The organism is Exiguobacterium sp. s7, assembly GCF_018618195.1.
In the GTDB taxonomy this organism is placed as follows: Bacteria; Bacillota; Bacilli; order Exiguobacteriales; family Exiguobacteriaceae; genus Exiguobacterium; species Exiguobacterium mexicanum_A.
Genome location: NZ_JACSLO010000001.1, coordinates 352,115 through 375,134 on the forward strand (window position 1 = coordinate 352,115; position 23,020 = coordinate 375,134).

24 protein-coding genes are annotated in these 23,020 nt (G+C 51.4%); 22 read left to right on the plus strand and 2 right to left on the minus strand.

The window, feature by feature from the left end:
* Positions 1-231 precede the first annotated feature (231 nt).
* The 8 genes from recU to KNP79_RS01855 all read left to right on the plus strand — a co-directional run bounded on the left by recU (position 232) and on the right by KNP79_RS01855 (position 8,983).
* Positions 232-828: a Holliday junction resolvase RecU gene (recU, locus tag KNP79_RS01820; RefSeq protein ID WP_084592793.1), complete on the plus strand. Its 597-nt coding sequence runs from the start codon at positions 232-234 to the stop codon at positions 826-828.
* 21 nt (positions 829-849) lie between these two features.
* A complete protein-coding gene (locus tag KNP79_RS01825; protein ID WP_215190944.1) occupies positions 850-3,477 on the plus strand; it encodes a transglycosylase domain-containing protein in 2,628 nt (875 codons plus the stop codon).
* Positions 3,478-3,566: 89 nt separating this feature from the next.
* On the plus strand, positions 3,567-4,127 hold the full coding sequence (locus tag KNP79_RS01830) for a hypothetical protein (protein ID WP_251132841.1): 561 nt from the start codon (positions 3,567-3,569) through the stop codon (positions 4,125-4,127).
* Between the two features lie 14 nt (positions 4,128-4,141).
* On the plus strand, positions 4,142-6,391 hold the full coding sequence (locus tag KNP79_RS01835; RefSeq protein WP_215190946.1) for a DEAD/DEAH box helicase: 2,250 nt from the start codon (positions 4,142-4,144) through the stop codon (positions 6,389-6,391).
* A complete protein-coding gene (locus KNP79_RS01840; RefSeq protein ID WP_215190952.1) occupies positions 6,388-7,545 on the plus strand; it encodes a ribonuclease H-like domain-containing protein in 1,158 nt (385 codons plus the stop codon). The genes KNP79_RS01835 and KNP79_RS01840 overlap by 4 nt, the downstream gene beginning before the upstream one ends.
* Positions 7,542-8,087: an SLOG family protein gene (locus KNP79_RS01845; protein WP_034777364.1), complete on the plus strand. Its 546-nt coding sequence runs from the start codon at positions 7,542-7,544 to the stop codon at positions 8,085-8,087. Before KNP79_RS01840 ends, KNP79_RS01845 begins: the two co-directional genes overlap by 4 nt.
* Positions 8,088-8,092: 5 nt before the next feature.
* Entirely contained in the window at positions 8,093-8,389 is a 297-nt protein-coding gene (gpsB, locus tag KNP79_RS01850; protein WP_034777365.1) for a cell division regulator GpsB, read from the plus strand.
* Between the two features lie 18 nt (positions 8,390-8,407).
* On the plus strand, positions 8,408-8,983 hold the full coding sequence (locus tag KNP79_RS01855) for a nuclease-related domain-containing protein (protein ID WP_215190178.1): 576 nt from the start codon (positions 8,408-8,410) through the stop codon (positions 8,981-8,983).
* Between the two features lie 28 nt (positions 8,984-9,011).
* Here KNP79_RS01855 and KNP79_RS01860 read toward each other — a convergent pair whose 3' ends face one another.
* Entirely contained in the window at positions 9,012-9,305 is a 294-nt protein-coding gene (locus KNP79_RS01860; RefSeq protein ID WP_232939446.1) for a hypothetical protein, read from the minus strand.
* 95 nt (positions 9,306-9,400) lie between these two features.
* Between KNP79_RS01860 and KNP79_RS01865 the strand changes: the two genes are divergently transcribed.
* Positions 9,401-9,649, plus strand: coding sequence for a hypothetical protein (locus tag KNP79_RS01865; protein ID WP_034779838.1), 249 nt, complete (start codon positions 9,401-9,403; stop codon positions 9,647-9,649).
* A 33-nt stretch (positions 9,650-9,682) separates the two neighbouring features.
* Here the strand turns inward: KNP79_RS01865 and KNP79_RS01870 are convergent, their stop codons facing one another.
* Entirely contained in the window at positions 9,683-11,221 is a 1,539-nt protein-coding gene (locus KNP79_RS01870) for an FAD-dependent monooxygenase (protein WP_235420188.1), read from the minus strand.
* A gap of 104 nt (positions 11,222-11,325) precedes the next feature.
* On the opposite strand from KNP79_RS01870, the gene KNP79_RS01875 reads away from it, so the two are divergent.
* From KNP79_RS01875 to KNP79_RS01935, 13 genes are all read left to right on the plus strand, one after another.
* A complete protein-coding gene (locus tag KNP79_RS01875; RefSeq protein ID WP_214709992.1) occupies positions 11,326-11,952 on the plus strand; it encodes an NUDIX hydrolase in 627 nt (208 codons plus the stop codon).
* 65 nt (positions 11,953-12,017) lie between these two features.
* Positions 12,018-12,194 (plus strand): DUF2187 family protein, encoded by a 177-nt coding sequence (locus tag KNP79_RS01880; protein ID WP_232939448.1) that lies wholly within the window; start codon positions 12,018-12,020, stop codon positions 12,192-12,194.
* Positions 12,195-12,211: 17 nt separating this feature from the next.
* Positions 12,212-13,402, plus strand: coding sequence for a DUF2157 domain-containing protein (locus KNP79_RS01885; protein ID WP_215190176.1), 1,191 nt, complete (start codon positions 12,212-12,214; stop codon positions 13,400-13,402).
* Positions 13,399-13,863, plus strand: coding sequence for a GDYXXLXY domain-containing protein (locus tag KNP79_RS01890; RefSeq protein ID WP_034777369.1), 465 nt, complete (start codon positions 13,399-13,401; stop codon positions 13,861-13,863). Before KNP79_RS01885 ends, KNP79_RS01890 begins: the two co-directional genes overlap by 4 nt.
* Positions 13,864-14,086: 223 nt before the next feature.
* Positions 14,087-14,830 (plus strand): 3D domain-containing protein, encoded by a 744-nt coding sequence (locus tag KNP79_RS01895; protein ID WP_214752792.1) that lies wholly within the window; start codon positions 14,087-14,089, stop codon positions 14,828-14,830.
* A gap of 158 nt (positions 14,831-14,988) precedes the next feature.
* The gene (locus KNP79_RS01900; RefSeq protein WP_214752794.1) at positions 14,989-15,723 is read left to right on the plus strand and encodes an ABC transporter ATP-binding protein; all 735 of its coding nucleotides are present in this window, start codon (positions 14,989-14,991) and stop codon (positions 15,721-15,723) included.
* On the plus strand, positions 15,716-17,221 hold the full coding sequence (locus tag KNP79_RS01905) for an ABC transporter permease/substrate-binding protein (protein ID WP_215190954.1): 1,506 nt from the start codon (positions 15,716-15,718) through the stop codon (positions 17,219-17,221). The genes KNP79_RS01900 and KNP79_RS01905 overlap by 8 nt, the downstream gene beginning before the upstream one ends.
* Positions 17,218-18,096, plus strand: coding sequence for a diacylglycerol/lipid kinase family protein (locus KNP79_RS01910; protein WP_215190961.1), 879 nt, complete (start codon positions 17,218-17,220; stop codon positions 18,094-18,096). The genes KNP79_RS01905 and KNP79_RS01910 overlap by 4 nt, the downstream gene beginning before the upstream one ends.
* A gap of 121 nt (positions 18,097-18,217) precedes the next feature.
* Positions 18,218-19,570: a sodium-dependent transporter gene (locus KNP79_RS01915; protein ID WP_034777374.1), complete on the plus strand. Its 1,353-nt coding sequence runs from the start codon at positions 18,218-18,220 to the stop codon at positions 19,568-19,570.
* Positions 19,571-19,754: 184 nt separating this feature from the next.
* Positions 19,755-20,471, plus strand: a complete 717-nt coding sequence (locus tag KNP79_RS01920) for a 5-bromo-4-chloroindolyl phosphate hydrolysis family protein (RefSeq protein WP_034777375.1) — start codon at positions 19,755-19,757, stop codon at positions 20,469-20,471.
* On the plus strand, positions 20,455-21,684 hold the full coding sequence (locus KNP79_RS01925) for a toxic anion resistance protein (RefSeq protein WP_034777376.1): 1,230 nt from the start codon (positions 20,455-20,457) through the stop codon (positions 21,682-21,684). The genes KNP79_RS01920 and KNP79_RS01925 overlap by 17 nt, the downstream gene beginning before the upstream one ends.
* Before the next feature lie 53 nt (positions 21,685-21,737).
* Positions 21,738-22,313 carry a deoxycytidylate deaminase gene (locus KNP79_RS01930; RefSeq protein WP_215190963.1) on the plus strand — a complete coding sequence of 192 codons (576 nt, stop codon included), beginning with the start codon at positions 21,738-21,740 and terminating at the stop codon, positions 22,311-22,313.
* Positions 22,314-22,513: 200 nt separating this feature from the next.
* Positions 22,514-22,870, plus strand: a complete 357-nt coding sequence (locus KNP79_RS01935; RefSeq protein WP_034777378.1) for a hypothetical protein — start codon at positions 22,514-22,516, stop codon at positions 22,868-22,870.
* The last annotated feature ends 150 nt before the right edge of the window (positions 22,871-23,020 follow it).

Below are 23,020 nucleotides of genomic sequence, written 5' to 3' on the forward strand. Positions count from 1 at the left end.
TCTTGATTATGGCTAATAAGTAGAAGACTTATTTCAGAAAAATAAATAGCTCTTCCGTAACAAGGTCGTGTCAATTTGACTACACAATGAACTACATACTAGTTTAACATACGGGAGTTTGGTACGATATGGATTGCGGAAAATCCACACAGGAGTCGAGCGACAGAACTCGACAATCAGACTTCAGACGGAAGGAACGGCTGGACCAACCTGTTAAACTAGAGACTAGGGGTGACGACATTGTTCCATTATCCGAACGGGAAAAAGCCGAAACCTGCGGCAACGCCGGTCCGCTCTAATCCGCAGACGTATGCGAATCGAGGCATGAACCTTGAGACGCTGCTGAACGACACGAATGAGTTTTACCGACTCCATGGACGAGCGGTCATCCATAAGAAGCCGACACCGCTGCAAATCGTGAAAGTCGATTACCCGAAACGGAGTGCGGCGAAAGTGACCGAGGCGTATTTCAAGCAAGCGTCGACGACCGATTATAACGGGGTGTATCGCGGGAAGTATATCGATTTCGAGGCGAAAGAGACGAACAATAAGACGTCATTTCCACTCGGAAACTTCCACGACCACCAAATCAACCACATGCGTGAGTGCGAGCGGCATGGAGGGGTTTGTTTTGTCATCATTCGGTTTAGCCGCTATAATACGCAATATGTGTTATCAACGGAGCAATTATTAGTTTGGTGGGAACAGCGCGAATCGGGACGGAAGTCGATTCCGCTCTCTTATATCGAGCAAGAAGCAATTGAAGTTCCAACCCGGGCGATGCCCGCCGTCGATTATTTGACGGCGATTGAGGCGTGGCTCGATTGAAATAGAAGGAGTGAAGCGTGAATGGAACGAAGTCGGATGGCACGTCGACAAGATACGACGAGCAATAAACGTAAACCAGCGGCCAAAAAGCCGAAACAAAAAACGAAGAAGTCGAAGTTTCGACGCATTTTAACGATTTTAGGGATTTTATTCATTATCGGCGTCATCGCCGGCGCCGCATACACTGCCTATGCGATCGCGACGGCACCGCCGCTCGATGAAGAGAAGTTGGTCGATACGTATCCGATCCAACTATTATCAGCTGAAGGCGAACCGCTCGAAGGAAGCGGACAAATTCGGGAGTATGTCTCCATCGATGAAATTTCAGAAGTGATGCAACAAGCGGTCATCTCGATCGAGGACCGTCGCTTCTATGAACATAACGGGATTGACTTGCGCCGTATCGGCGGCGCCGTTGTCGCGAACTTGACGGACGGCTTTGGGGCCGAAGGTGGTTCGACGATCACGCAACAGCTCGTCAAACAATCGTTCTTGTCGACCGACAAGAAATTGAAGCGGAAGCTGCAAGAACAGTGGCTCGCCATCAAACTTGAGCGCGAGTACACGAAAGAACAGATTCTCGAGATGTACTTGAATAAGAACTATTACGGTACAGGCGGATATGGTGTCCAAACGGCATCGAAACGCTACTTCAACAAGCCGGTCTCAGAAGTGAATTACCAAGAGGCGGCCATTTTGGCGGGTCTCCCGCAACGTCCGAGTGCCTATGACCCAATCAACGGGGACCAGGAACTGACGCGTTATCGTCAAGAGCAAGTGCTCTCAGCGATGAAGCGTGACGGTCATATTACGGAAGAAGAATACAACCAGGCGCTCGACGTCGAGATTGCGGACGTCATCTCGCCAGGTGAAGAAACAGAAGAAGAGACGTACACGCGCTCTATTTACGCTCGCGTCCAAGCCGAGCTCGAGGAAGACTACGGACTCGAGCAGGCCGACATTTACGGGACGGGCTTGAAAGTGTATACGTCAATCAATAAAGATTTGCATACGAAGTTCAATAACGACATTAAGAACGATAACGTCAACCTTCCAACAAGTGAGTTCCCAGAAGATCTTCGCATGGGCGCGACCGTGTTGAATACGAAGACGGGTGAAATCGTCGCCGTCATCGACAGTGAACAAGCGAAACAGGGCGATAAAAACTATCGCGACTATTCACGCGAGAAACGCCAAATCGGGTCGACGGCGAAGCCATTCTTCGATTACGGTCCAGGGATCGAGAACGCACAGTGGTCGACTGGGAAAATTTTGATCGATAAAGAGTTTGACGAAAGTGAAACCTTTAAACCAGGGAACTACTATCCAGGGTTCCGCGGTGCCAACACGATGCGTTACTATTTGACGGTTTCTGGTAATACACCAGCCGTCCGTGCCTTCTATGAAGTACAGGAAGAGTTCGGTTCGGAGGCGATTGAGTCGTTCGTCGAGAACGTCGGCATCGAGCCGGCGCGGGCGGGTGACGAGATGTTACCTGCGAACAGTCTCGGTGTAGCAGAAGCGAGCACGACGCAAATGGCGGCCGCTTATGCCACGCTCGGGACGAACGGGATGTACACGAAGCCGCACTTGATCCAAAAAATCGAGTTCAATGACGGCTCGACGATCAACTCACCGATCAAAGCGAAGCAGGCGATGGAAGACTATACGGCCTACATGTTGACGGATATGCTTCGTGACGTCGTCAGCGGTTCGAACGGGACGTACGAACCAGGCGCGTTCCCGTACGACGTCGCCGGGAAGACCGGGACGACGAACGATGAAAAGGGCGATGAGAATGATAAATGGTTTACCGGCTATACGACCGATTACTCAATTTCGGTATGGACGGCCCGTGCATCAAATGACATACCCGTATCGTTGTTTAAACCGAACTACGCCCAATATTACTTCGAGTATATGATGCAAGAAGTGACGAAAGCGACGGGTCAACCGGATCGCTTCCAGCAACCGGAATCGGTGCTCTCGCTCGGAAACGAGTTGTACGTCAAAGGGACGAAACCAAAAGACTTGCAGCCGGACAAACTCGCCGCGCCGACCGGCGCATCGATTGACTACGATGTGCCAGGCGAGACAGGTACGCTCTCGTGGTCATACGACAAGCAAGCAGTCGAAGCAGCTGGTTACCAAGGACTTTCGTTCACCGTGACGGAGACACGTCCGGACGGTAGCGAGCGTGTCGTCGGCACGACCGAAGACACGAGCATCGCCATTTCTGGCCTCGGTGAAGGGGAGACGACGTTCACGATTGTCGCCAACGCGACGAACGCGCTCGTCGGCGATCAACAGTCGAGCCCGCTCCAAACTTCCTACACGGTCGAACGGAGCGAGGAGCCTGCTGCCGAAGAGGAAGAAGAGCCAGCCACGGAAGAGACGCCTCCTGAAGAAGAAGGCGAGCAAACCGATGGTGAGAGCAACGAGAACAATGGCAATAACGAAAACAATGAGAATAACGGAAACGACAACAACACCGAAGACGAGAACACGGAAGAACCGACCGAAGAAGAACCGACAACCGATGAGACAGACGGGGAGTCGGATTCGGAGGGGGACGTCAGCCGTCAATCGACGTCAGACTCGGATGACCGTAACAACGGCAACGGGAATGGCAACGGGGGTCGTGACTAATCTGACTCACAGGAAACAGGGCGACATCAGCGCCCTGTTTTTCTGTTTCGTTTGCTATAATGAAAAGAAAGCGAATAGGATGGTGACACATGGTACAACTCTCATTGAAACGTAAGATGAAAGTATTGTTTGTGATCGACCGACTGCAAGAGGATGATTTAGGCATCCCGTTACATGGCGTCAATGGCTTGAAGATGGGCCGATTGCTCCTCGAGGAATCGATTCCGTTCGGACGCTTGATTGATGATCAAGCCGTGGCCGAGGCCAGTGGCCATCCCTATTTGAAACGAATCGGCGTTGAGACGATGTTTCTCGGCGACGAGTCATATTACCCTGAACTTCTGCGGGGCAAGCGCCAAGCGCTCGCGACGCATGAAGATTATCATAAAGCGGTGCAGCGTTACACGAAGCATTTACAAGCGGTCCACTCGAAGTGCACGAAGCTACATACCATCGTCTTGTTCGGACGGTCGACGCAACGGTTGTTTGACGATGCGATCACGCGTCTCGAAGAAGAGAATGAGCATGTCGCCGATTCGTTCAAAGCGATGGACGTGCTCCGTTTGCCGGCCGTCCATCGGCTCGTACATGACGAACGGATCAGCCAAGTCAAGGCTGTCGTGGAACGTCTTGCACCTTCGAAATCGTAAAGAAGGTGAACTCTATGCGGAAAAAACGTTCCGTGGAAGAAATGATTCAGACGCTCAAGACCGACCCGGGTTTCTCGGGCAACGTGACGCATTGGCACACGGTCGAGGCGAAGCCGGCCCGGTATGCGCCGATTCCATCGAGCGTCCCGCCAGATCTCGTCCGGGTGCTGCATGGCCGCGGAATCGAACAACTGTACACCCATCAGGCCGAAGCAATCGAGCAGACGTCTCGAGGCAACTCGACGGTCATCGTCACCCCCACTGCTTCCGGGAAGACGCTCTGTTACAATTTGCCGGTTTTATCGAAAATGATTGAACAACCGAATGCCCGGGCGCTCTACCTGTACCCGACGAAAGCGCTCGCCCAAGACCAAAACAGTGATTTGATGGAGATGGTCGAGGCGCTCGAAGGTGACCTCCGCTGTTTCACTTACGATGGGGACACGGCGCCAGCGGCTCGTACGAAAGTACGGGACGCCGGCAATATCGTCATCACGAATCCCGATATGCTTCACTCTGGAATCTTGCCGCATCATACGAAATGGATTCGCTTGTTCGAGAACTTGGAATATATCGTCGTGGACGAGTTGCACACGTACCGAGGGGTATTCGGTAGCCACGTCGCCAACGTGTTTCGTCGTTTGAAACGGATCTGTGCCTATTATGGGAGCCATCCGAAATGGATCATGACGTCAGCGACAATCGCCAACCCGGTCGAGCTGGCTGAACTGTTGACCGAAGAGGGCGTCGTCCTTGTCGACAACAACGGGGCGCCCCAAGGGAAGAAACATTTAATTTTCTACAATCCGCCCGTCGTCAATGAGGCGCTCGGGATTCGTCGGAGCGCCACGCTCGAGACGAAGCGGATCGCCTCAAAGCTCGTCGAAGCGGACATTCAGACGATCGTCTTCGCCCGCTCACGGGTACGGGTCGAGGTGTTGTTGACGTATTTACAAGAACTGACGCGGCGCGAGCTCGGACCAAAATCGATCGTTGGCTATCGGGGCGGCTACTTACCGTCGGAGCGTCGTGAAATCGAGCGTCGGCTCCGTAACGGTGAGATTAAAGCTGTCGTCTCGACGAATGCGCTTGAACTCGGCGTCGATATCGGCCAGTTGCAGGCGTGTGTCTTGAACGGCTATCCAGGCACGGTCGCCTCGATGTGGCAACAAGCGGGCCGGGCCGGACGCCGTCATTCCGAGGCGCTCGTCATTTTTGTCGCCTCGTCGTCTTCGCTCGATCAACTCGTCGTCGAACAGCCCGATTTGATTTTAGACCGGTCTCCGGAAGCGGCTCGTCTCGACCCGAACAATTTAATCATTCTCGTTGACCATATGAAATGTGCCGCCTTCGAACTGCCTTTCTCAAAAGGGGAACGATTCGGCACGGTCGAGACGGAAGAAATTCTCGATTTCTTGACGGACGCCCACATCTTGCATGAACGGGCCAATAAATATTATTGGATGACGGACGCATTCCCGGCTCACGACATCTCGCTGCGGACGAGTGACCAAGAGAATGTCGTCATCGTCGACCAGACCGCGAAAAACCAGGTCATCGGTGAGATGGATACGTTCAGCGCGATGACGTTACTGCATGACGAGGCCATCTATTTACATGGGGCCGAGCAATACCAAGTCGAACGACTCGACTTTGAAGAGAAGAAAGCTTACGTCCGACGTGTCGACGTCGACTACTATACGGACGCCAATTTGGCGGTCGAACTGAAAGTGTTGGAAGAGAACAAGACGACCGGCGTGAAGACGTTCGGAGAAGTATCGGTCATCGCGATGGCGACACTATTCAAGAAAATCAAGTTCGGGACGCACGAGAATATCGGTTCCGGGCCGATTCATTTGCCAGAACGAGAACTGCACACGACGGCGACGTGGTTCACGCTCGACGAACGGTTCGCCTACTCGGAGGCCGACATGGAAGATCAGCTCGAAGCGGTCAGTGATCTCTTGCGGCGGCTCGCCCCGCTCTATTTGATGTGTGACACGCTCGACTTGTTCACGACAATTCAAATGAAAGCGACCCATACGAACAAACCGACCGTCTATTTATACGACCGCTACCCAGGCGGCATCGGACTGAGCGAGGCACTTTATCGCGACGCCGATGAGGTCTTGGGTGCAGCCATCCGTACGGTCGAGGACTGTCCGTGTGAGAGCGGCTGTCCGCGGTGCGTCGGCATGATTGGGTACGGTGATTTCAAACAGCAGGTCGTCCAGCAGTTGCATGCATTGAAAGGATCGATATGAAAGCAAAACTATCACGACTCATCAAAACGAATGAACCGAAACAAACGGCCGTGACGCCGGACGACGTCGAACAAGCAAAATGGCGGGCCCGAGGTGGAGAAATCCTGACGTTCGAACAAGAGTGGTGTGTCCGCTTGAAGCAGATTTATCCGCTCGACGAGACGTACCACGACTTTACGTTCGGTTCCGCCAAAGCTTCGCTCGCGACATCGACCCATCCCTTTTTCCAAGTCGATGTCCCGTCCGAGCAGGTGTTGTTCATGGATACCGAGACGACTGGGCTCCGCGGATCGGGGACCTCGATCTTTTTGATCGGATTCGCGCGTTTCCAAGACGAGCATCTCGAGATGATCCAATACGTGTTGCCTCATCCCGCGTTCGAGACGGCGTTTTATTATCACTTCTTGAACGACATCGGCGACGAGGTCCGTTTCGTGACGTATAACGGAAAATCGTTCGACTGGCCCCAAATCAAGACACGGCACACGTTCGTCCGCTCGAAAGTCAAAGCGTTACCGGCCGTCGGCCATGTCGATTTGTTGCATGCCTCACGGCGATTGCTGAAACCGACGCTCGAATCGGTATCGCTCAAAGCGGTCGAGGCCCATTTCGGTCACGCCCGGACGGACGACTTGCCCGGCTTCTTGGCCCCGATGCACTATTTCCAATATGTGAAGGACCGGGAACCGGATATTTTACAGCCGGTCATCGAACACCATCATGCCGACTGTCTAAGCCTCGTCTCGCTCTACAAACGGCTCTGTCATCTCGTCGAAGCCGACGAGACGCCATTTGGTGAAGAACGGGCGCACTGGTTGAACGACCTCGGCAACGCCGAGGCGGCGCTTCAAGAGTACGAGCGGCTCGAACAGCCAACGAAGCGGGCCTTGATGCGTCAAGCGCTCTTGTTAAAACGGACCGATCAGATGGAGCAGGCGTTGCCGCTGTTCGAACAAGTCGGTACGGTCGAGGCGCTCGTCGAATTGGCGAAATACGCCGAACATCGCGAAAAAGACATCAATCGGGCCATCATCTATACCGAACAGGCCATCGCCTTGGCGGAACGGAAAGAGACGGTGCTTCGACAGACCGCTTTGACCGAGATGCGGGCGCTTCGGCACCGGATGAACCGGCTAGAAAGGAAGCAGTCATGAAAGTTGTCGCCATCACAGGATACCGGCCGCATGAGCTCGGCATCTTCAAAGCCGACCATCCCGGTATCGGCATCATCAAGGAAGCGTATGAGCGAAAAATTGTCGAAGCCATCGAGCTCGGAGCCGAATGGTTCATTTTTAGTGGCACGAACGGTTGTGAATTATGGGCTGGAGAAGTATTGTTAGAGTTAAGAGAAACTTATCCAATCAAAATCGCCGTATTTCCACCTTTTTTACAGATGGAAGAGAAGTATAAGCCGTACGAGCAAGAATTGTTCATTCGTTTGCAGCTCGAGGCCGACTTTTTTGAAGCACTGACCCAGCGTCCTTACGAGGACCCGAGCCAGTTGCGGGCAAAAACCGCCTTCTTTTTAGACAAAGCAGCAGGATTAATCACGCTGTATGACGAAGAGACGGGAGGAAGCCCACGCTTTCTCGTCGAAGGGGCTAAACGAAAACACCAGATGGAGTTATTCTTGATCACACAGGAAGAATTACGCGTGATCGAAGAAGAAAAACAATGGGAACAACATTGGGAGTGAAAATGATGCAAACTGAATTAACAGCCGAAGCCATTTATAAACAAGAATTCAAGACCGCCCTTCGTGGGTACTCACAAGAAGAAGTCGACCAGTTTTTGGACGTCGTCATCCGCGATTATGAGAAGATGACGAAAGAAATCGAACGGTTGCGCCAAGAGAACGAGTCGCTCCGCCGCGGTTCGAACGAACAAGCAGAACCGGTCAAACCGGCCCAGCCTGTCGCGTCGAACTATGACATGTTGCGTCGCATCTCGAATTTAGAAAAGGCCGTCTTCGGAAAACAGGTCGGCCCGAGCGAATAAAGTGAGGAGGTGGAGAAGATGTTACAAGTATTGACGGCCGTCAAAAAAGAACCTGAGAAACGACAGACGAAAGGCTTGTTCCGCACGAAAGAAGAAGTCATCGCACCGCCGAAGTCCTACACGGACGAGATCGTCGAGATTATCCGTCACACATGCCGGTTTGATTGGATGATGATCGAACAAGTCGAGCTTGGTGAGGATGTGCTCGATTATGTATTGGTCGGCCCGAAAGGCGTCTTTTTAGTCCGCATCAATCGGACGACGTCGGCCGTCCATATGACGAACCGTGACTGTCGTCTCGAGACGTCGCTCGGTTGGAAAAACATCTATCCGCATCCGATAGAAGAGCTTGAGCGGATGACGAAGCACGTCAGGAGCGCCCTGAAGAGGCAATGCGGACAAGCAGTCCCTGTCACGTCGTTCTTGATTTTCCCTGAGACATCCCGTCTAAAGGTCGAACGCATCAAAGCCAACTGTGCCGATACGTTCGATGTGATCGATGACGTCATCGCGAAAACGAAGCTCGAGCTGTTATCGGAGGCGACAATCAAACACATCGCCTACTATTGCTCGGAGCGTCAAGTACATAAATGAAAATGGCGCTGAAGCTTCAGCGCCATTTTCATTTCAATAATTGTCGGGCTTGTTCTGCATCTTTACGATGGACGTACAAAGCGACCCGGTCGTCCAAGTTTTTTGCGAGCGGGCGGAACAGGCGCCCGGTCGGCAAGCCGTGTTCGACGCGACACGTGATGCCTTGTTCCGTCAAATACGTATAGTCGTCGAGCAGCGCCTCGCCTTGCTTGCCAAACGCCTCGCCGAAGCGGACCCACTGTAAGTTGCGGACGGCGCGGATTGAGACGAGCACGACGAATGTGATGCCTAAGACGATAATCAATAGCGTTTCCAAATCCAAAGCGTTCAACCCCTTCTTTACATAATTTTAAGGGTGCAACCGCTTGAAAGCAACAACGATAGACCGGTATACTCAAAAGAAAGTGAGGGATGACGATGAAAACAACGATTCAATCGCGTCGCGAAGCCGTGACGCTGCTAGAAGACAAGCACGTGCTCTACATCCGCATCCATAACGGGCAGACCGGGATGATCAAACAAACCGAAGACGGAATCGTCGTCGCGATTCCGAATGAAGAGACGGACAAAGTCGATTTCCGCAAGTTAGAGGACATCGAAGCGTTTGAGGCGTTCTACGATTTGACGCTCTCGAAGCCAGGGACGCTTTATTATAACCAAGCGTAAACAAAGCTCCACTCATCTCGAGTGGAGCTTTTGTCATGGTGTCGGCAGCCAAGTGGACATCGTCTCTTGCAACGAATCAGGGCGCAGGTGCCGTTGTTTATGAAGCAAATAGCCGTCCGGTCGGATGACGAGCACGCCGCGCTTCATGAACAATGATTTCGCGAGCTCGTTGCCTTGGTCGAAGAAGGGACGACTCGTCTTCGAGAGCGTGATGATTTGGAAGAACGATTGATGATCGTTCAAATAATCATAGAGTGCGGTCGCATCACGTTTATCATCGTCGAGGATGAGCACTTGGAACCGGCCGTCCGCAATCTCTGAGATTTTGGTGCGCAACCCGTCATCGGTCCGGATGATCTCGATCTCCGGGAAGATCTTGCCCTTGGTGACACGCAAGAACGGAATTCGGGAATGCCCGGGATAAGACAAGTGCAGTTGGGCGATTCGTTCCGTTATTTTTTGGTTGACCAAGTTGACGCGCGTAAAGACGTCGGCGCCGAGCGCTTGGAACGGCAAGAGGACAGGCAACGTCGTCTGTAACACCTCAGTCGCCACGTTCGTCGTCTGAAGTACGTTACGAGCCACGTGTTCACGTTCGTCGCGATACGAGGCGACGACGCGGAACGGGGCACCAGCCTTCAAATGAAGCCACAACTTCCACCCGAGGTTGAACGAGTCGGCGATGCCGGTGTTCATCCCTTGTCCGCCTACGGGTGAGTTGATATGGGCGGCGTCTCCCATTAAAATGACTCGATTGTGGATGAACGAGTCGACCATGCGGTTGTGGACCCGGAAGAGCGAGAACCACTCAACTTCGTCGATCTCGACATCCATATGGCTTCGCTGTTCAATCAACTTGCGCAGTTCCGACTCATTGAACGACTCGTCGCTCGCGAGGTTCCCTGTGATGCGAATCGTGTCATCCGTGAGCGGGAAAACTTCTAAGACGCCCCGGTCGGAAAAGAAAATATGCACTTCTTCGCGCGAGATGTTCCATTTGGCTTTCATATCGGCGAGCACCCATGACTCTTTGAACGATTTTCCGCTAAACGGAAGGGCGAGCATCCGGCGAATCGAACTGTTCGCCCCATCGGCCGCGACGACGTATTTGGCTTCGATCGTCCGGTTTGATGCATCTGACTCAAGGTGGGCGAGCACTCGAGACGGGTAATGTGTCAACGAGACGAGCGATTCACCGCGCTGGACGGAATGACCGTGTCCGTTTAACGCATCCTCTAAAATCGCCTCGGTCTCGTTTTGGCGTAGCAGCGTCACGAACGGGTACGGCGTGACGAGGCGAGAAAATTCAAGTTTGGCCGTCCATTGACCCGAGAAGTATAGATTGCCTTTCTCGATGGTCCGTGCCCGGCCGAGTACTTCCTTGGCGACATCGAGACGAGAGAACACTTCGATCGTTCGCGGTTGAATCCCGATGGCCCGGGAATTGTTCGAAGGGGTCGTCTTACGATCAATGATTTCAAATGAGATCCCATATCTGGCTAACGTCAATCCGAGCGTGAGTCCGGTCGGGCCCGCTCCGACGATCAATACATCAACTTTTTTATCCACCACATCCACCAACTCCTATCGTTAATAATGATATTTCCGACATTTGATGCGTTTAAACGAGGAGACAACGGTGGAAGTGTAGAAACAAAGAGAACGAGGTGGAGAGAATGGACAAATCGTGGATCACGGAACAACAACTACGTGACAGTTTCTCGATGGAAGAAAACTATGAACAGACGGCAGCCGTTTTGATCCCGTTGACCGAGGTCGACGGGACGTGGCACGTCGTCTTTGAAGTACGCGCCCATACAATGCGGCGTCAACCCGGAGAAATCTCATTTCCGGGCGGCCGTCTCGATCCCGGTGAGACACCGGTCGAGGCCGCTGTTCGAGAGACGAGTGAGGAGTTATTACTCGCCTTATCCGATATCGAGGTCATCGGTCGCCTGCAGCCACTCGCGACGCCGCACCGGCAACTGATCTATCCGTTCGTCGGGGTAATTCCACTGCTACCGGACGTGCATCATACGGATGAGGTCGACCATTTATTTTCAATCCCGGTCGAGACGTTGCTTTTGCTAGACCCGTTCCATGGGGAGATGGAATGGACGATGAACCCGGATCAAAATATCCCATTTGAACGGATGGCGAATGCTAAAGCGTACGAAAAACGGGTAATTAAAATGAGAGAACCTTTTTATGAACATGAAGACTACATTATTTGGGGATTGACTGGAAAAATTTTGACACAATTTATTAAACGGCTTAAAGAAAACGTATTCAAACCGATATAATTTCGTTATAATGATAGAAACAAATTTAAGATTGGAAGTGAATGGGTGTGTCTGTAGAATTCGTTGTGGGTGATATCGTCAAGTCAACTCGTGAAGGTTGGGTCGCAGAAGTGACTGCCGTATTGACCAATACGGTCATCGGGGACGTTTCCATCATGGAAGAATTTCAACAGCTTGGTCTCGAATTTGAGAAGCAAGTTTTACTGAAAAAAGATTTGGAATTGATCGAACGCGCCAGCTGACCTTTTAATCGAAAGGGATGATTCAGGTGTCCATTGACAAAAAAGTTCGTGAATGGGAAGAGGCCGGTTTACTTGATGAAGTGACCGGTCAGCGCTTGGTCGAATATGAACATAAGAAATTGGCGGTCGGTGACAAACGTGAGCACAAACCGCCTATTCTTGTGATCATCGGTTCTATTTTGCTCGCACTCAGTCTATTCAGCTTTGTCGCGGCCAATTGGCAAGCGATTCCTGACCTTGTGAAAGTCGCTATTTTCCTCGTGTTTATGGTCGGGATGTATGTGACCGCCGAACGCCTGCAAGTGAAGGCGTCACGCTATGTCACGCTGTTCCGGCTTTTAGGCGTCGCTTTCTTCGTCGCCACGATGATCGTCATCTTCTCCACTTATAATCTGTCCTCGCAAATCCCGCTCTTATTTTGGCTCTTCCTTGCCGTCGCTGTCCTGCATAAATTGATCTATAAGCATCCCATCTACACGTTCCTGGCCGCGCTCGCTGCCTTTTTGGCGGTCACGAACAGTTTTCAAGGCATCGGCATCACGTTGATCGCGTTCGGGTTCCTCGTGACCTGGGTCTGGTTCCATTACGGAGACAACGAGCTCGATCGTATCTTCGCCTGGTTCGGCTTTTATGGCCTCCTCATCACAATCGGTCAATATGCCGGCTACGAAGGACGCTTTTGGCCGCTATGGGCCCTTGCTGCCTTACATGTCCTATTCCTTATCTATCGTGAGCGGGCCCAGTGGAATTATTTGTACCTCTTCGTCGCAGCCGTCCTATCGATCGGTTATTTAATCAATGCGACGGAAGGCTGGTTGTCGCAACGAACGCCCTCGGTCATCGAGGCGACGATCCTTTCGGTCGTCCTCGTCGCCGTCTATTTACTTCACCGACGCCAGGACTTGATGTGGGTCAGTTTACTCGCTGTCATCCCGTTCTCGTTATTCGAAGACTCCGGCATCTTGCTAGCGGTGCTACTTGAAGTGGTCGCACTCGCCTATCTCGTCTATCAAGACCACAATCGCAAACCGATCGTGCTTGCTTTCATTTATTTCTTGCTCGTCCAAATGACGATTTATTTCATTTACGTTTGGGATCGACTCGACATTTCGCTGTTCTTCCTCATCGGAGCATTGATCGTCTTCGCATTGTCGCTCGCTTTGTGGTGGCGCAGCCGTAGCCGTACGAGAGGGGATGCTCAGACATGAAACGATTGACGCCTTGGCTAGTGCCGGTTTTGCAAGTAGTGATCGCTGTCGGTTTTATTCTGCTCGTCTATGCGGTCTCCTGGTTCGGAGAGACGTATACGTTCAAAGCGACCTCCTATGAGCCGTACGATCCGTTCTTTGGAGACTTTGTCTATTTGGAATACGATTCGTTTGACGGCAGACAAGATGTCGAATCAGGGACGGTATACGTGTCGTTCAAAACGGGGGACGACGGTTACGCGACCATTGATCGGGTCAGTTCACGGCCGTTCTTCGGTGGCACTCGTGCCAATTACTATGACCGGCAAGTGTATATCGATGACATGAGTTCGTATCGGGTCGCCGAAGAAGAAACGTCGGCGATCGAAGGTGCGAAAACGTTCGAAGTGGATGTCGACGTGGCACCTTGGGGCATGGTTCGCCCCCATGATTTACGCTCGATTGAAGCTGAAACAGAATGACAATCAGATTACAGATTTGTTACACGTTATGTTGTAACGAATCTGTAATTTTTTACGAAAACGGTTGGAAACACTAGGTTTATTGTAAATGTTACAGATTGTAACCAGTTCTTTCTTGATGTGTCAGAAATATTTCACTTCGTCAAAATCCCTTCTCGTGATTGAAACGACATGGTAAATTTACTCCTGTTCGTTAGATGACGAGAAAGGTGCTGACCTATTAATGCATTCCTTAAAATATATAATCGCGATTTTATTTGCCGCTGTTGGAACATTCGTGTTTGCTGCGAATGCCGATGCCGCCCAAATTGGAATCGGGACTGAACAGAAAATTGTCCAAAACCCACTTGAATTAGAACGTCAGGCCATTGAGTTGGAGCGTCAACAAGAAATCGAACGCAAGAAACGTCTTGCCGAAGAGAAACGGCTCGCTGAAGAAAAACGTTTAGCCGAAGAAAAGCGCTTGGCAGAAGAGAAAGCCAAACGTGAACAGGCCGAGCGTGAAGCGAAAGCGAAAGCAGAACGTTTGGAAGAAGAAAAGCGCGTCGCTGCCGAACAGGCACGACAAGAAGAAGCGAAACGCCAAGCCGCAGCAAAAACCGAGAAGAAGCAACAAGCGGCATCGAGTGCGACCGTGACACCGGTCTCGACACAAGGACGTGTCATTCAAGCCGAGTCAACGGCCTACACGAACGATGCAGCTGACAACGGTTCTTACGGGGGGCGCGTCTTGACGGCGACAGGCCATGACGTGACAGACTCGATTTATTATAACGGCATGCGTATCATCGCCGTCGACCCATCTGTCATCCCGCTCGGTACGGTCGTTCAAATCGACGGCATCGGCCAAGCGATCGCCCTTGATACAGGAGGACGCATTAAAGGGAACATCGTCGATTTACTCGTCGACACGAAGAGCGAGGCCATCAATTGGGGTCGTCGTCATATCACAATCACATTGCCATAATCTAAAGGTTCTCCTGCGGGGGAACCTTTTTTGTCTCGCCTCGTGGGTTGGCAGTCTTTCGACCGCGTCCCAGCACGTTTCATTGTTTAACAATCGTTGGAAACGGGCAAACTAATATTTGACTTTCATGAAAAGTTACGAGCCGAGGAGGGGTAGAGTTGATAGAATTCCAAAGTGTATCTAAACGTTACGAAGACGGGACGTTAGCCGTCAAAGATTTGGATTTAACAGTACGAAGAGGCGAGATTTTTGTCTTGATCGGCCCATCAGGGTGTGGCAAGACGACAACCATGAAAATGGTGAATCGACTGATCGATCATACCGACGGGAAAATTTTGATTGATGGGAAAGAGATTTACCAATTCGATATTTATGAGTTACGCCGCAATATCGGTTATGTACTTCAACAAATTGCCTTATTCCCTCATTTAACGGTCGAAGAAAATATTTCTGTTGTTCCTGAACTATTGAAGTGGCCAAAGCAAAAGACGAAAGACCGCGTGACCGAACTCATGGAAATCGCCGGATTAGATCCCGTCTTGCGGGCTAAAAAGCCGACCGAGCTATCCGGTGGACAACAGCAACGCGTTGGGGTGCTCCGTGCGCTCGCGGCCGATCCTGACGTCATCTTGATGGATGAGCCGTTCTCGGCACTCGACCCAATCAGCCGGGGCCAACTCCAAGACGATATTAAACGCTTGAACGATGAGCTTGGGAAAACGATTTTGTTCGTGACCCACGACATGCAGGAAGCGATGAAGCTCGGAGACCGTATCGCGTTGATGCGTGACGGCGAGTTGGTCGTCGTCGGGACACCAGATGAAATCAGAGCGAGCACGGACCCGTTCGTCCTCGACTTTACACAACGCGGAAGAGGTGAGGTTGATGCTTGAGACATTCCAAAACCGACGAGGGGAACTCGTCGAGGCGCTCATCGAGCACTTGCAGCTCTCCGTCGTCTCCTTATTGATCGCGGTCTTGATTGCCGTCCCGCTCGGTATTTGGTTGACGCGCCGTAAAAAAGTGGCCGAGACCGCCATCGGTGTCACTGCCATCATTCAAACGATTCCTTCTTTGGCGCTCCTCGGACTGATGATTCCACTTGTTGGGATTGGCGCCTTGCCGGCGACGATCGCCCTCGTGTTGTACGCCTTACTCCCAATTTTACGAAACACGTTCACCGGACTGAACGAGGTCGACAAATCGCTCATCGAAGCGGCACGAGCTTGCGGCATGAAGCCGAACCAGAGTTTGATGAAAGTCGAGCTCCCGCTCGCCTTGCCGGTCATTATGGCCGGGATTCGAACGGCGATGGTTCTCATCGTCGGGACGGCGACGCTCGCTGCCCTCGTTGGAGCAGGTGGGCTCGGGACGCTGATTCTTCTAGGAATCAACCGGAATGACAACTATTTGATTTTACTCGGTGCCATCCCGGCCGCCATCCTTGCTCTCTTGTTCGATTTCCTGCTCCGACAAATGGAAGGCGCGACAGCTACGCGGAATAAGACAAAATTGATTGCTGTCTCTACCGTCTTGGCGTTAATCGTCGCGGCACCGCTCGCGCTCGGTCGCACGCAACAGACCGATCTCGTCGTCGCCGGAAAACTTGGACCAGAGCCTGAAATTTTAATGAACATGTATAAATTATTGATCGAGGAAGAGACTGATTTGACTGTTTCTGTCCGACCAAACTTTGGCGAGACGACATTCGTCTGGGGTGCGCTCCAATCTGGTGATGTCGATATTTACCCAGAATTCACAGGGACGGTACTCGCCAGTCTCGTGAAAGAGACACCGAACTCAAATGACGCTCGCGAAGTGTATGAACAGGCTCGTGATGCGCTGGCAGACGACGGCTATGCCTTGCTTGAGCCGATGCAGTTCAACAACACATATGCCATCGCCATCCCACGCGACTACGCCGAAGAGGAAGGCATCACATCGATTTCTGATTTACGGAACGTGCAAACGGAGATTAAAGCTGGCTTCACGCTCGAGTTTACGGACCGGGAAGACGGATACCCTGGACTTCAGCAAGCCTACGGTCTCGACTTCCCGTCGGTCGTCTCGATGGAACAGAAACTCCGTTACCGCGCCATCTCTCGTGGTGACGTCAACCTTGTCGATGCATACGCGACGGACCCGGATATCGCCGAGAATGATTTGCTCGTCCTTGAAGATGATCAACAGTTCTTCCCGCCATATCAAGGGGCACCGTTGCTCAAGCAAGAGACATTAGACGAGCACCCTGAAATCGAGGACGCGCTCAATCAATTGGCCGGTAAAATTACAGATGAAGAAATGTCTGAACTCAACCGCCGCGTCGCGTATGGGAATGAGCGTGCTTATGACGTCGCACAAGACTTCTTGGAGCAGGAAGGTCTCCTATGAGAGCAATGATTATCTCGAATCCAACATCCGGTGCAAGTGAAACGATGCTCGGTGAGGTTGTCGGGACGGTCGAATCCTTGTATGACGAGATTCTGATTCGAAAGACGCTCGGACAAGGAGATGCTGCCCGTTTTGCCGAGGCGAGTGGGTCGTTCGAGCATTTAATCGTCATCGGTGGGGACGGCACCCTGCATGAGGTCGTCAACGGCCTCATGTCACTTCCGAAGGACGAGCGTCCGACGGTCGGCCTCGTCCCCGGTGGTACGTGCAACGACTTTGCCCGTGCGCTCGATTTACCAGTCGAACCGATTGAGGCGGCCCGGTTATTTAAGATGAGTCATGTCCAGCCCGTCGACGTCATGCGGGTCAATGATCGATATGGCCTCAATTTTATTGGGGTCGGCCTGATCGCCGACGCATCGCGACAAATCGATCCGCTTCAAAAAGAATCTCTTGGTTCCATCGGCTACTTTTTAGCGACGATTCGTCAATTTAGAGAGCTCGACCCGTTCGACGTCCGCATCGAGCAGGACGGAGAAGTCGTCCATGATGGGCCGGTCAGTTTTTTGTACGTCGGAAACGGGGCATATCTTGGTACGGTACCGACGAAGTTACCGACCCAATCGTTCACCGACGGACTCGTCGAAGTCGTGCACAGCTCGGCCATCGGCTTTCCAATGATTCGACAATTGTTGACCCAACAACTCGGACTCGAACAGTCGTCGCCGGAGTGGGTCCATCTACAGATGTTTCAACTGACCGTCCACTTGAGCGAATCACAGATCATCGACGTCGATGGGGAACATTTTGAGGCGGACCGATTACACATCGACGTCTTGCCAAGTGAACTGACATTCCTTGTCCCATCCCACTAAAAACCAGACAGAGAAAAGAATTCAGACTTTTCTCTGTTTTTTGTTGTTCTCATTTCTGAACCGTGTTAGTATTTCACTATTATTATGAAAATAGATATGAAAATAGGAAGTAGGGATGGTAATGGCGCAAAACTCGTTCGCCTCAAAAATTGGATTCATCTTAGCGGCCGCAGGGTCAGCGATTGGTCTCGGTGCGATCTGGAAATTTCCGTATGTCACCGGCACAAGTGGAGGCGGCGCCTTTTTGCTCATGTTTTTAGCGTTTACGCTCTTACTCGGTCTCCCGTTATTGATCGGTGAGTTCATCGTCGGACGCTCGACACAAAAAACGGCACTGCTCGCATTCAAAAAATTAGGACACGGCCGTTGGACGCTCGTCGGTTACCTTGGTGTCATCGCATGTTTCTTATTGCTCTCATTCTACAGTGTCATCGGTGGTTGGGTCTTAATCTATGTCGGTCTCGGCTTGAGCGGGACATTGAACGGCCGATCGCCTGACGAATTCGGTGCCGTCTTCGGAGATGTCGTCTCGTCACCAGGCATCGCCGTGTTCGGTCAATTCTTATTCTTATTGATCACGCTCTTAATCGTGCTAAAAGGCGTCGAAGCTGGAATCGAGCGGATGAGCAAGATCTTGATGCCGCTCTTGTTCGTCAGTTTCATCGTCCTCGTCATCCGTTCGTTGACGCTCGACGGGGCGATGGAAGGGGTTCGCTTCTTCTTGCAGCCTGACTTCTCTGCCTTGACGGGGGAATCGGTCTTGTTCGCCCTCGGTCAAGCGTTCTTCTCGCTATCACTCGGGGTTGCGGCCATGTTGACGTATGCGTCCTACATTAAAACGAAAGGCACGCTCAATCGCTCGGCGAACATGATTGTTCTATTGAACATCGCCGTCTCGCTGTTGGCGGGTCTCGCGATTTTCCCGGCCGTGTTCGCATCAGGTCTCGACCCGGCTGAAGGCCCGGCGCTTCTCTTCGTCGTCTTGCCGGCCGTCTTCAATCAAGTCCCGCTCGGTGGTTTCTTCATGGTATTGTTCTTCTTGCTGTTCACGTTCGCCTCGATCACGTCATCGATTGCGATGCTTGAAGTCGTCGTCGCCGGTGTGACCGACCGACTGAACGAAAAGAAACAGACGATGTCGAAACGGAACGTCACACTCTTGTCAGCAGCGATCGTTTTTGCGGTTGGTATCCCTTCGGCCCTCTCGTTCGGAGTGATGAGCGAGATGCAGTTCTTGAACGGTCGTACGTTCTTCGATTCGATGGACTATATCGTCAGCTATGTCTTGATGCCGGTCGGTGCGCTCTTGACATCGATTTTCGTCGGGTATGTCGTTGATCAACGCATTCTTAAAGAAGAGATTCAAACATCGGGCGCTGGTGTCAAGCTGTACCCGGTCTGGCACTTCCTCATTCGTTATGTCATTCCGGTGACGGTCGCCATCGTCATGGTGACAACGTGGGTCACGGTGTAACGTGACGAACTCCTCCTGATTCATTGAATCAGGAGGTTTTTTTACATTCGAGCGACCCTGACTTTTCGTTCTTGCGACCGAGAGAGCGTGCGGCGTCATTATGCTAAGCTTATAAAGATGACGAAACTTTTTTTGAAGGGTCACGTAAGGTACAATAGAAGTATCATGAGACGAGGTGAAACGGATGAAAACATGGATGAAATGGGCCCTGACCGGGGCGATCCTATATTTTGCCATAAACGTTTTTGATTTCTCTTGGTTGTTTATCATCGTCGGGGCGCTCGTATTAAACGAAGTGTGGTCGACCAATAAACGCCGGAAGCGGGCACCGGCCCCCGTTGCCAAACGGGCCAAGAAAAAGCTGTTGCTCGATGAAGACGAACCGTTCGTCGGCTCGCGTATCTTGAAACCGCTTGAAGAAGCGGCGCCGGTACGTCAGTTCGAGGCGACCGACGATTTAGAGCTTCAATTTTTGCAACGGACAATTGAACAAGGGTATGAGAAACTGCAACAAATCGACCGCGTCTTGCCGGAAATCAAAGACATCGAGGTGCGGCGTGAGATGAAGGCCGTCTCGAAGGAAGCGCACGAACTGTTCGCTGAACTGTTCGAGAATCCACAAGACGCGAAACATGTTCGTGATCTCTTCACGTTCTATTTGGATTCGCTTGTGTCGGTCGTGTTGAAATTTAAAGAACTAGAAGGAAAACGCGTCGTCATTCAAGAAGAGACACGTGAACAGTTGATTACCAATATGCGACTCATCGTCGACAAGTTCAAACAGCAACGCAGCCGTCTCTTAGAAGACGATGCGGTCGACTTTGAACGAGAGTTGATTATGATGGAAAAAGTATTGGCCGATCAACCAGAAGGGAGAAAAAAACATGACTTCATCGAATGAAACGAACTGGCAGTCATGGCCAGAAGAAGAGCTCACTTCACAGACGAAAACGAAGACGGAAACCGATGCGATTTCGGACCCGTCCGTGGACTGGTCATCTATGACAGAGAAACATGAGGTGCCGGCGATTCAAGTGAATCCAGATGTCCCGCAGGAACACCGGGAACGAATCACGCGCATCGCCGAGTCGATCGATATTAAAAAGACAGATTCCGTCATGTTGTTCGGATCAAACGTGCAACGCGAACTGTCGCAATTCTCGGACCAAATCTTGACCGAGGTCCGGATGAAGGATGGCGGTGACGCCGGAAAGCTATTGTCCGACTTGATGCAGAACGTACGCAAGATGGACCCGGACATGTTGCAGCCGGAGAAGAAGAGTTTTATGGACAACTTGCCGCTCATCGGACGGGCCAAGAAGAAAGCCGAGAACTACAAACTCCAGTTTGAAAAGATGAGCGTCTATTTAGAAGAAGTCATCCATAATCTAGACCGGGCCAAGTTCGGTTTGATGAAGGACATCACGATGCTCGATCAGATGTACGATAAGAACAAGCGTTATTTTGAAGAGCTTAACGTCTATATCGCCGCCGGTGAGACGAAACTTGATCACGTGCGCAGCTATGAGATTGCCCCACTTCGTCAAGAAGTGGAGATGTCGAAAGACCAGGTCAAACTTCAACAGTTGAACGACATGATTCAACTCGCGGACCGATTCGAGAAAAAATTGCACGATTTGAAACTGAGCCGGACAATCAGTCTGCAGATGGCACCGCAAATCCGGGTCATCCAACAGAACAACCAGATTCTAGCCGAGAAAATCGAGTCGGCGGTCGTCAATACGATTCCGCTCTGGAAAAACCAAGTCGTGCTCGCGCTCAGCTTGACACGACAAAAGACGGCGCTCCGCATGCAGCAAGACGTCACGAAGACGACGAACACGTTGCTCGAGCAGAACTCGAAGATGTTGAAAGACTCATCGATCGAGATCGCCACAGAGAACGAGAAAGGCATCGTTTCGGTCGAATCGCTCAAAGTGGCGCACGAGAACTTGCTCTCGACGCTCGACGAGACGCTCCGGATTCAACAAGAAGGACGTCAGAAGCGTCGTGAGGCCGAACGTGAACTCGATCGCATGGAGCACGAGTTGAAAGAAAAAGTCATCGAGATCGCTTCAAAAAACAAAGAGTTGCCAAAAGAGACTGGATATTGAACGAGGAAAGTCTGAGCCCTCAGACTTTCCTTTTCTTTGAGGAGGATAAGAAAATGGAAAAACAACGGCTATGGGATGAGACGTGGTTGCAGTTCGCTGATATGATGGCGGTACGCCATTCGAAATGCGCCTCGAAAAGTGTCGCTTGCGTCATCGTCAAAGATGAGAAGCCGATCTCGATTGGGCTCAATGGGACGCCACCCGGGCATACGAACTGCAATGAGATCTTTTTAAAACGGGAAGACGGTTTTTATAAACGGGCCGAGTACGTGTCAGAAGATGCGGTCGATTTGCTCGAGGCATCGGTTTCATTCATCCATGAGGGTGTGACATTTATTAGATGTTCGGACCCATACGACCACCATAATTGGTCGAAGCAACATGAAATCCACGCCGAAATCAACGCGATTGGTAAGCTCGCCGCGGATTCGACGAACGCCTTCGGCGCGACAGCCTATGTGACCCACTCACCATGTCATGCCTGTTCGCTCGCTTTGATTGCGTCACGCGTAGCCCGTGTCGTCTATGCGGTCGGCTATGAGCACGGTGACGGCCTCGATTTGATGCGTGAGAGTGGGATTGACGTGGTACATATGCCACTCGAAAAAAGTTTCAAAAACACATTGTAAACGTTTACATTCGATGTTATATTATTAATGTACTGCCAATGGTGTTTTACTCTTCCATTATTCGTCTCTCTTCGGAGGGACCTTTTTTTATGGCTAAGCACAGGTGAGACAAAGTTTACACATAATGTTCAATATTTCACAATCTTTTCGTGGGTTTCTTTCTTATAATGAAAGTAGATTAACGAGAGGGGAAATGTTACATGGAAAAACAAGTTCGTTTCACAGATGGTGCCTATGATGTGGAAGCGTTGATCACACTCGAAGAGGTGTGGGAAGATAAATTTGCCATCGGGACGCATAAAGAGCTCGCCGTTAAGTCATTAAAGATCAACGGAAATGAGGTTTCGGAGTTGAAGCACGTTCGGGCGTTGCTTCGCTACTATCCGACGCTCGGTGTCTCGGGCATCTTGCTAGCGCTCGATGGTGCCGCAGCTGAGATCGTCGCCTTGTCAGGGGATACGGATCCGGCGCTCCGGTTTGTTGAACTCGTGGCGTTACAAATGGACGAGGCAGCGACGGAAGAGTTGAAAGACCTATACGCCGAGATGGCGGTCTAACTTTGTAAGGATGACACCCACGTCATCCTTTTTTCATTTTCGGGTTGCAATGCGGGTTCAGTATGGTATTATTGTCAATAGATGAAGAAATGGAACGCCATATCGTTATCGACAACCAAAAATGGGGATCTAGATAGCTAGATCGCTGTG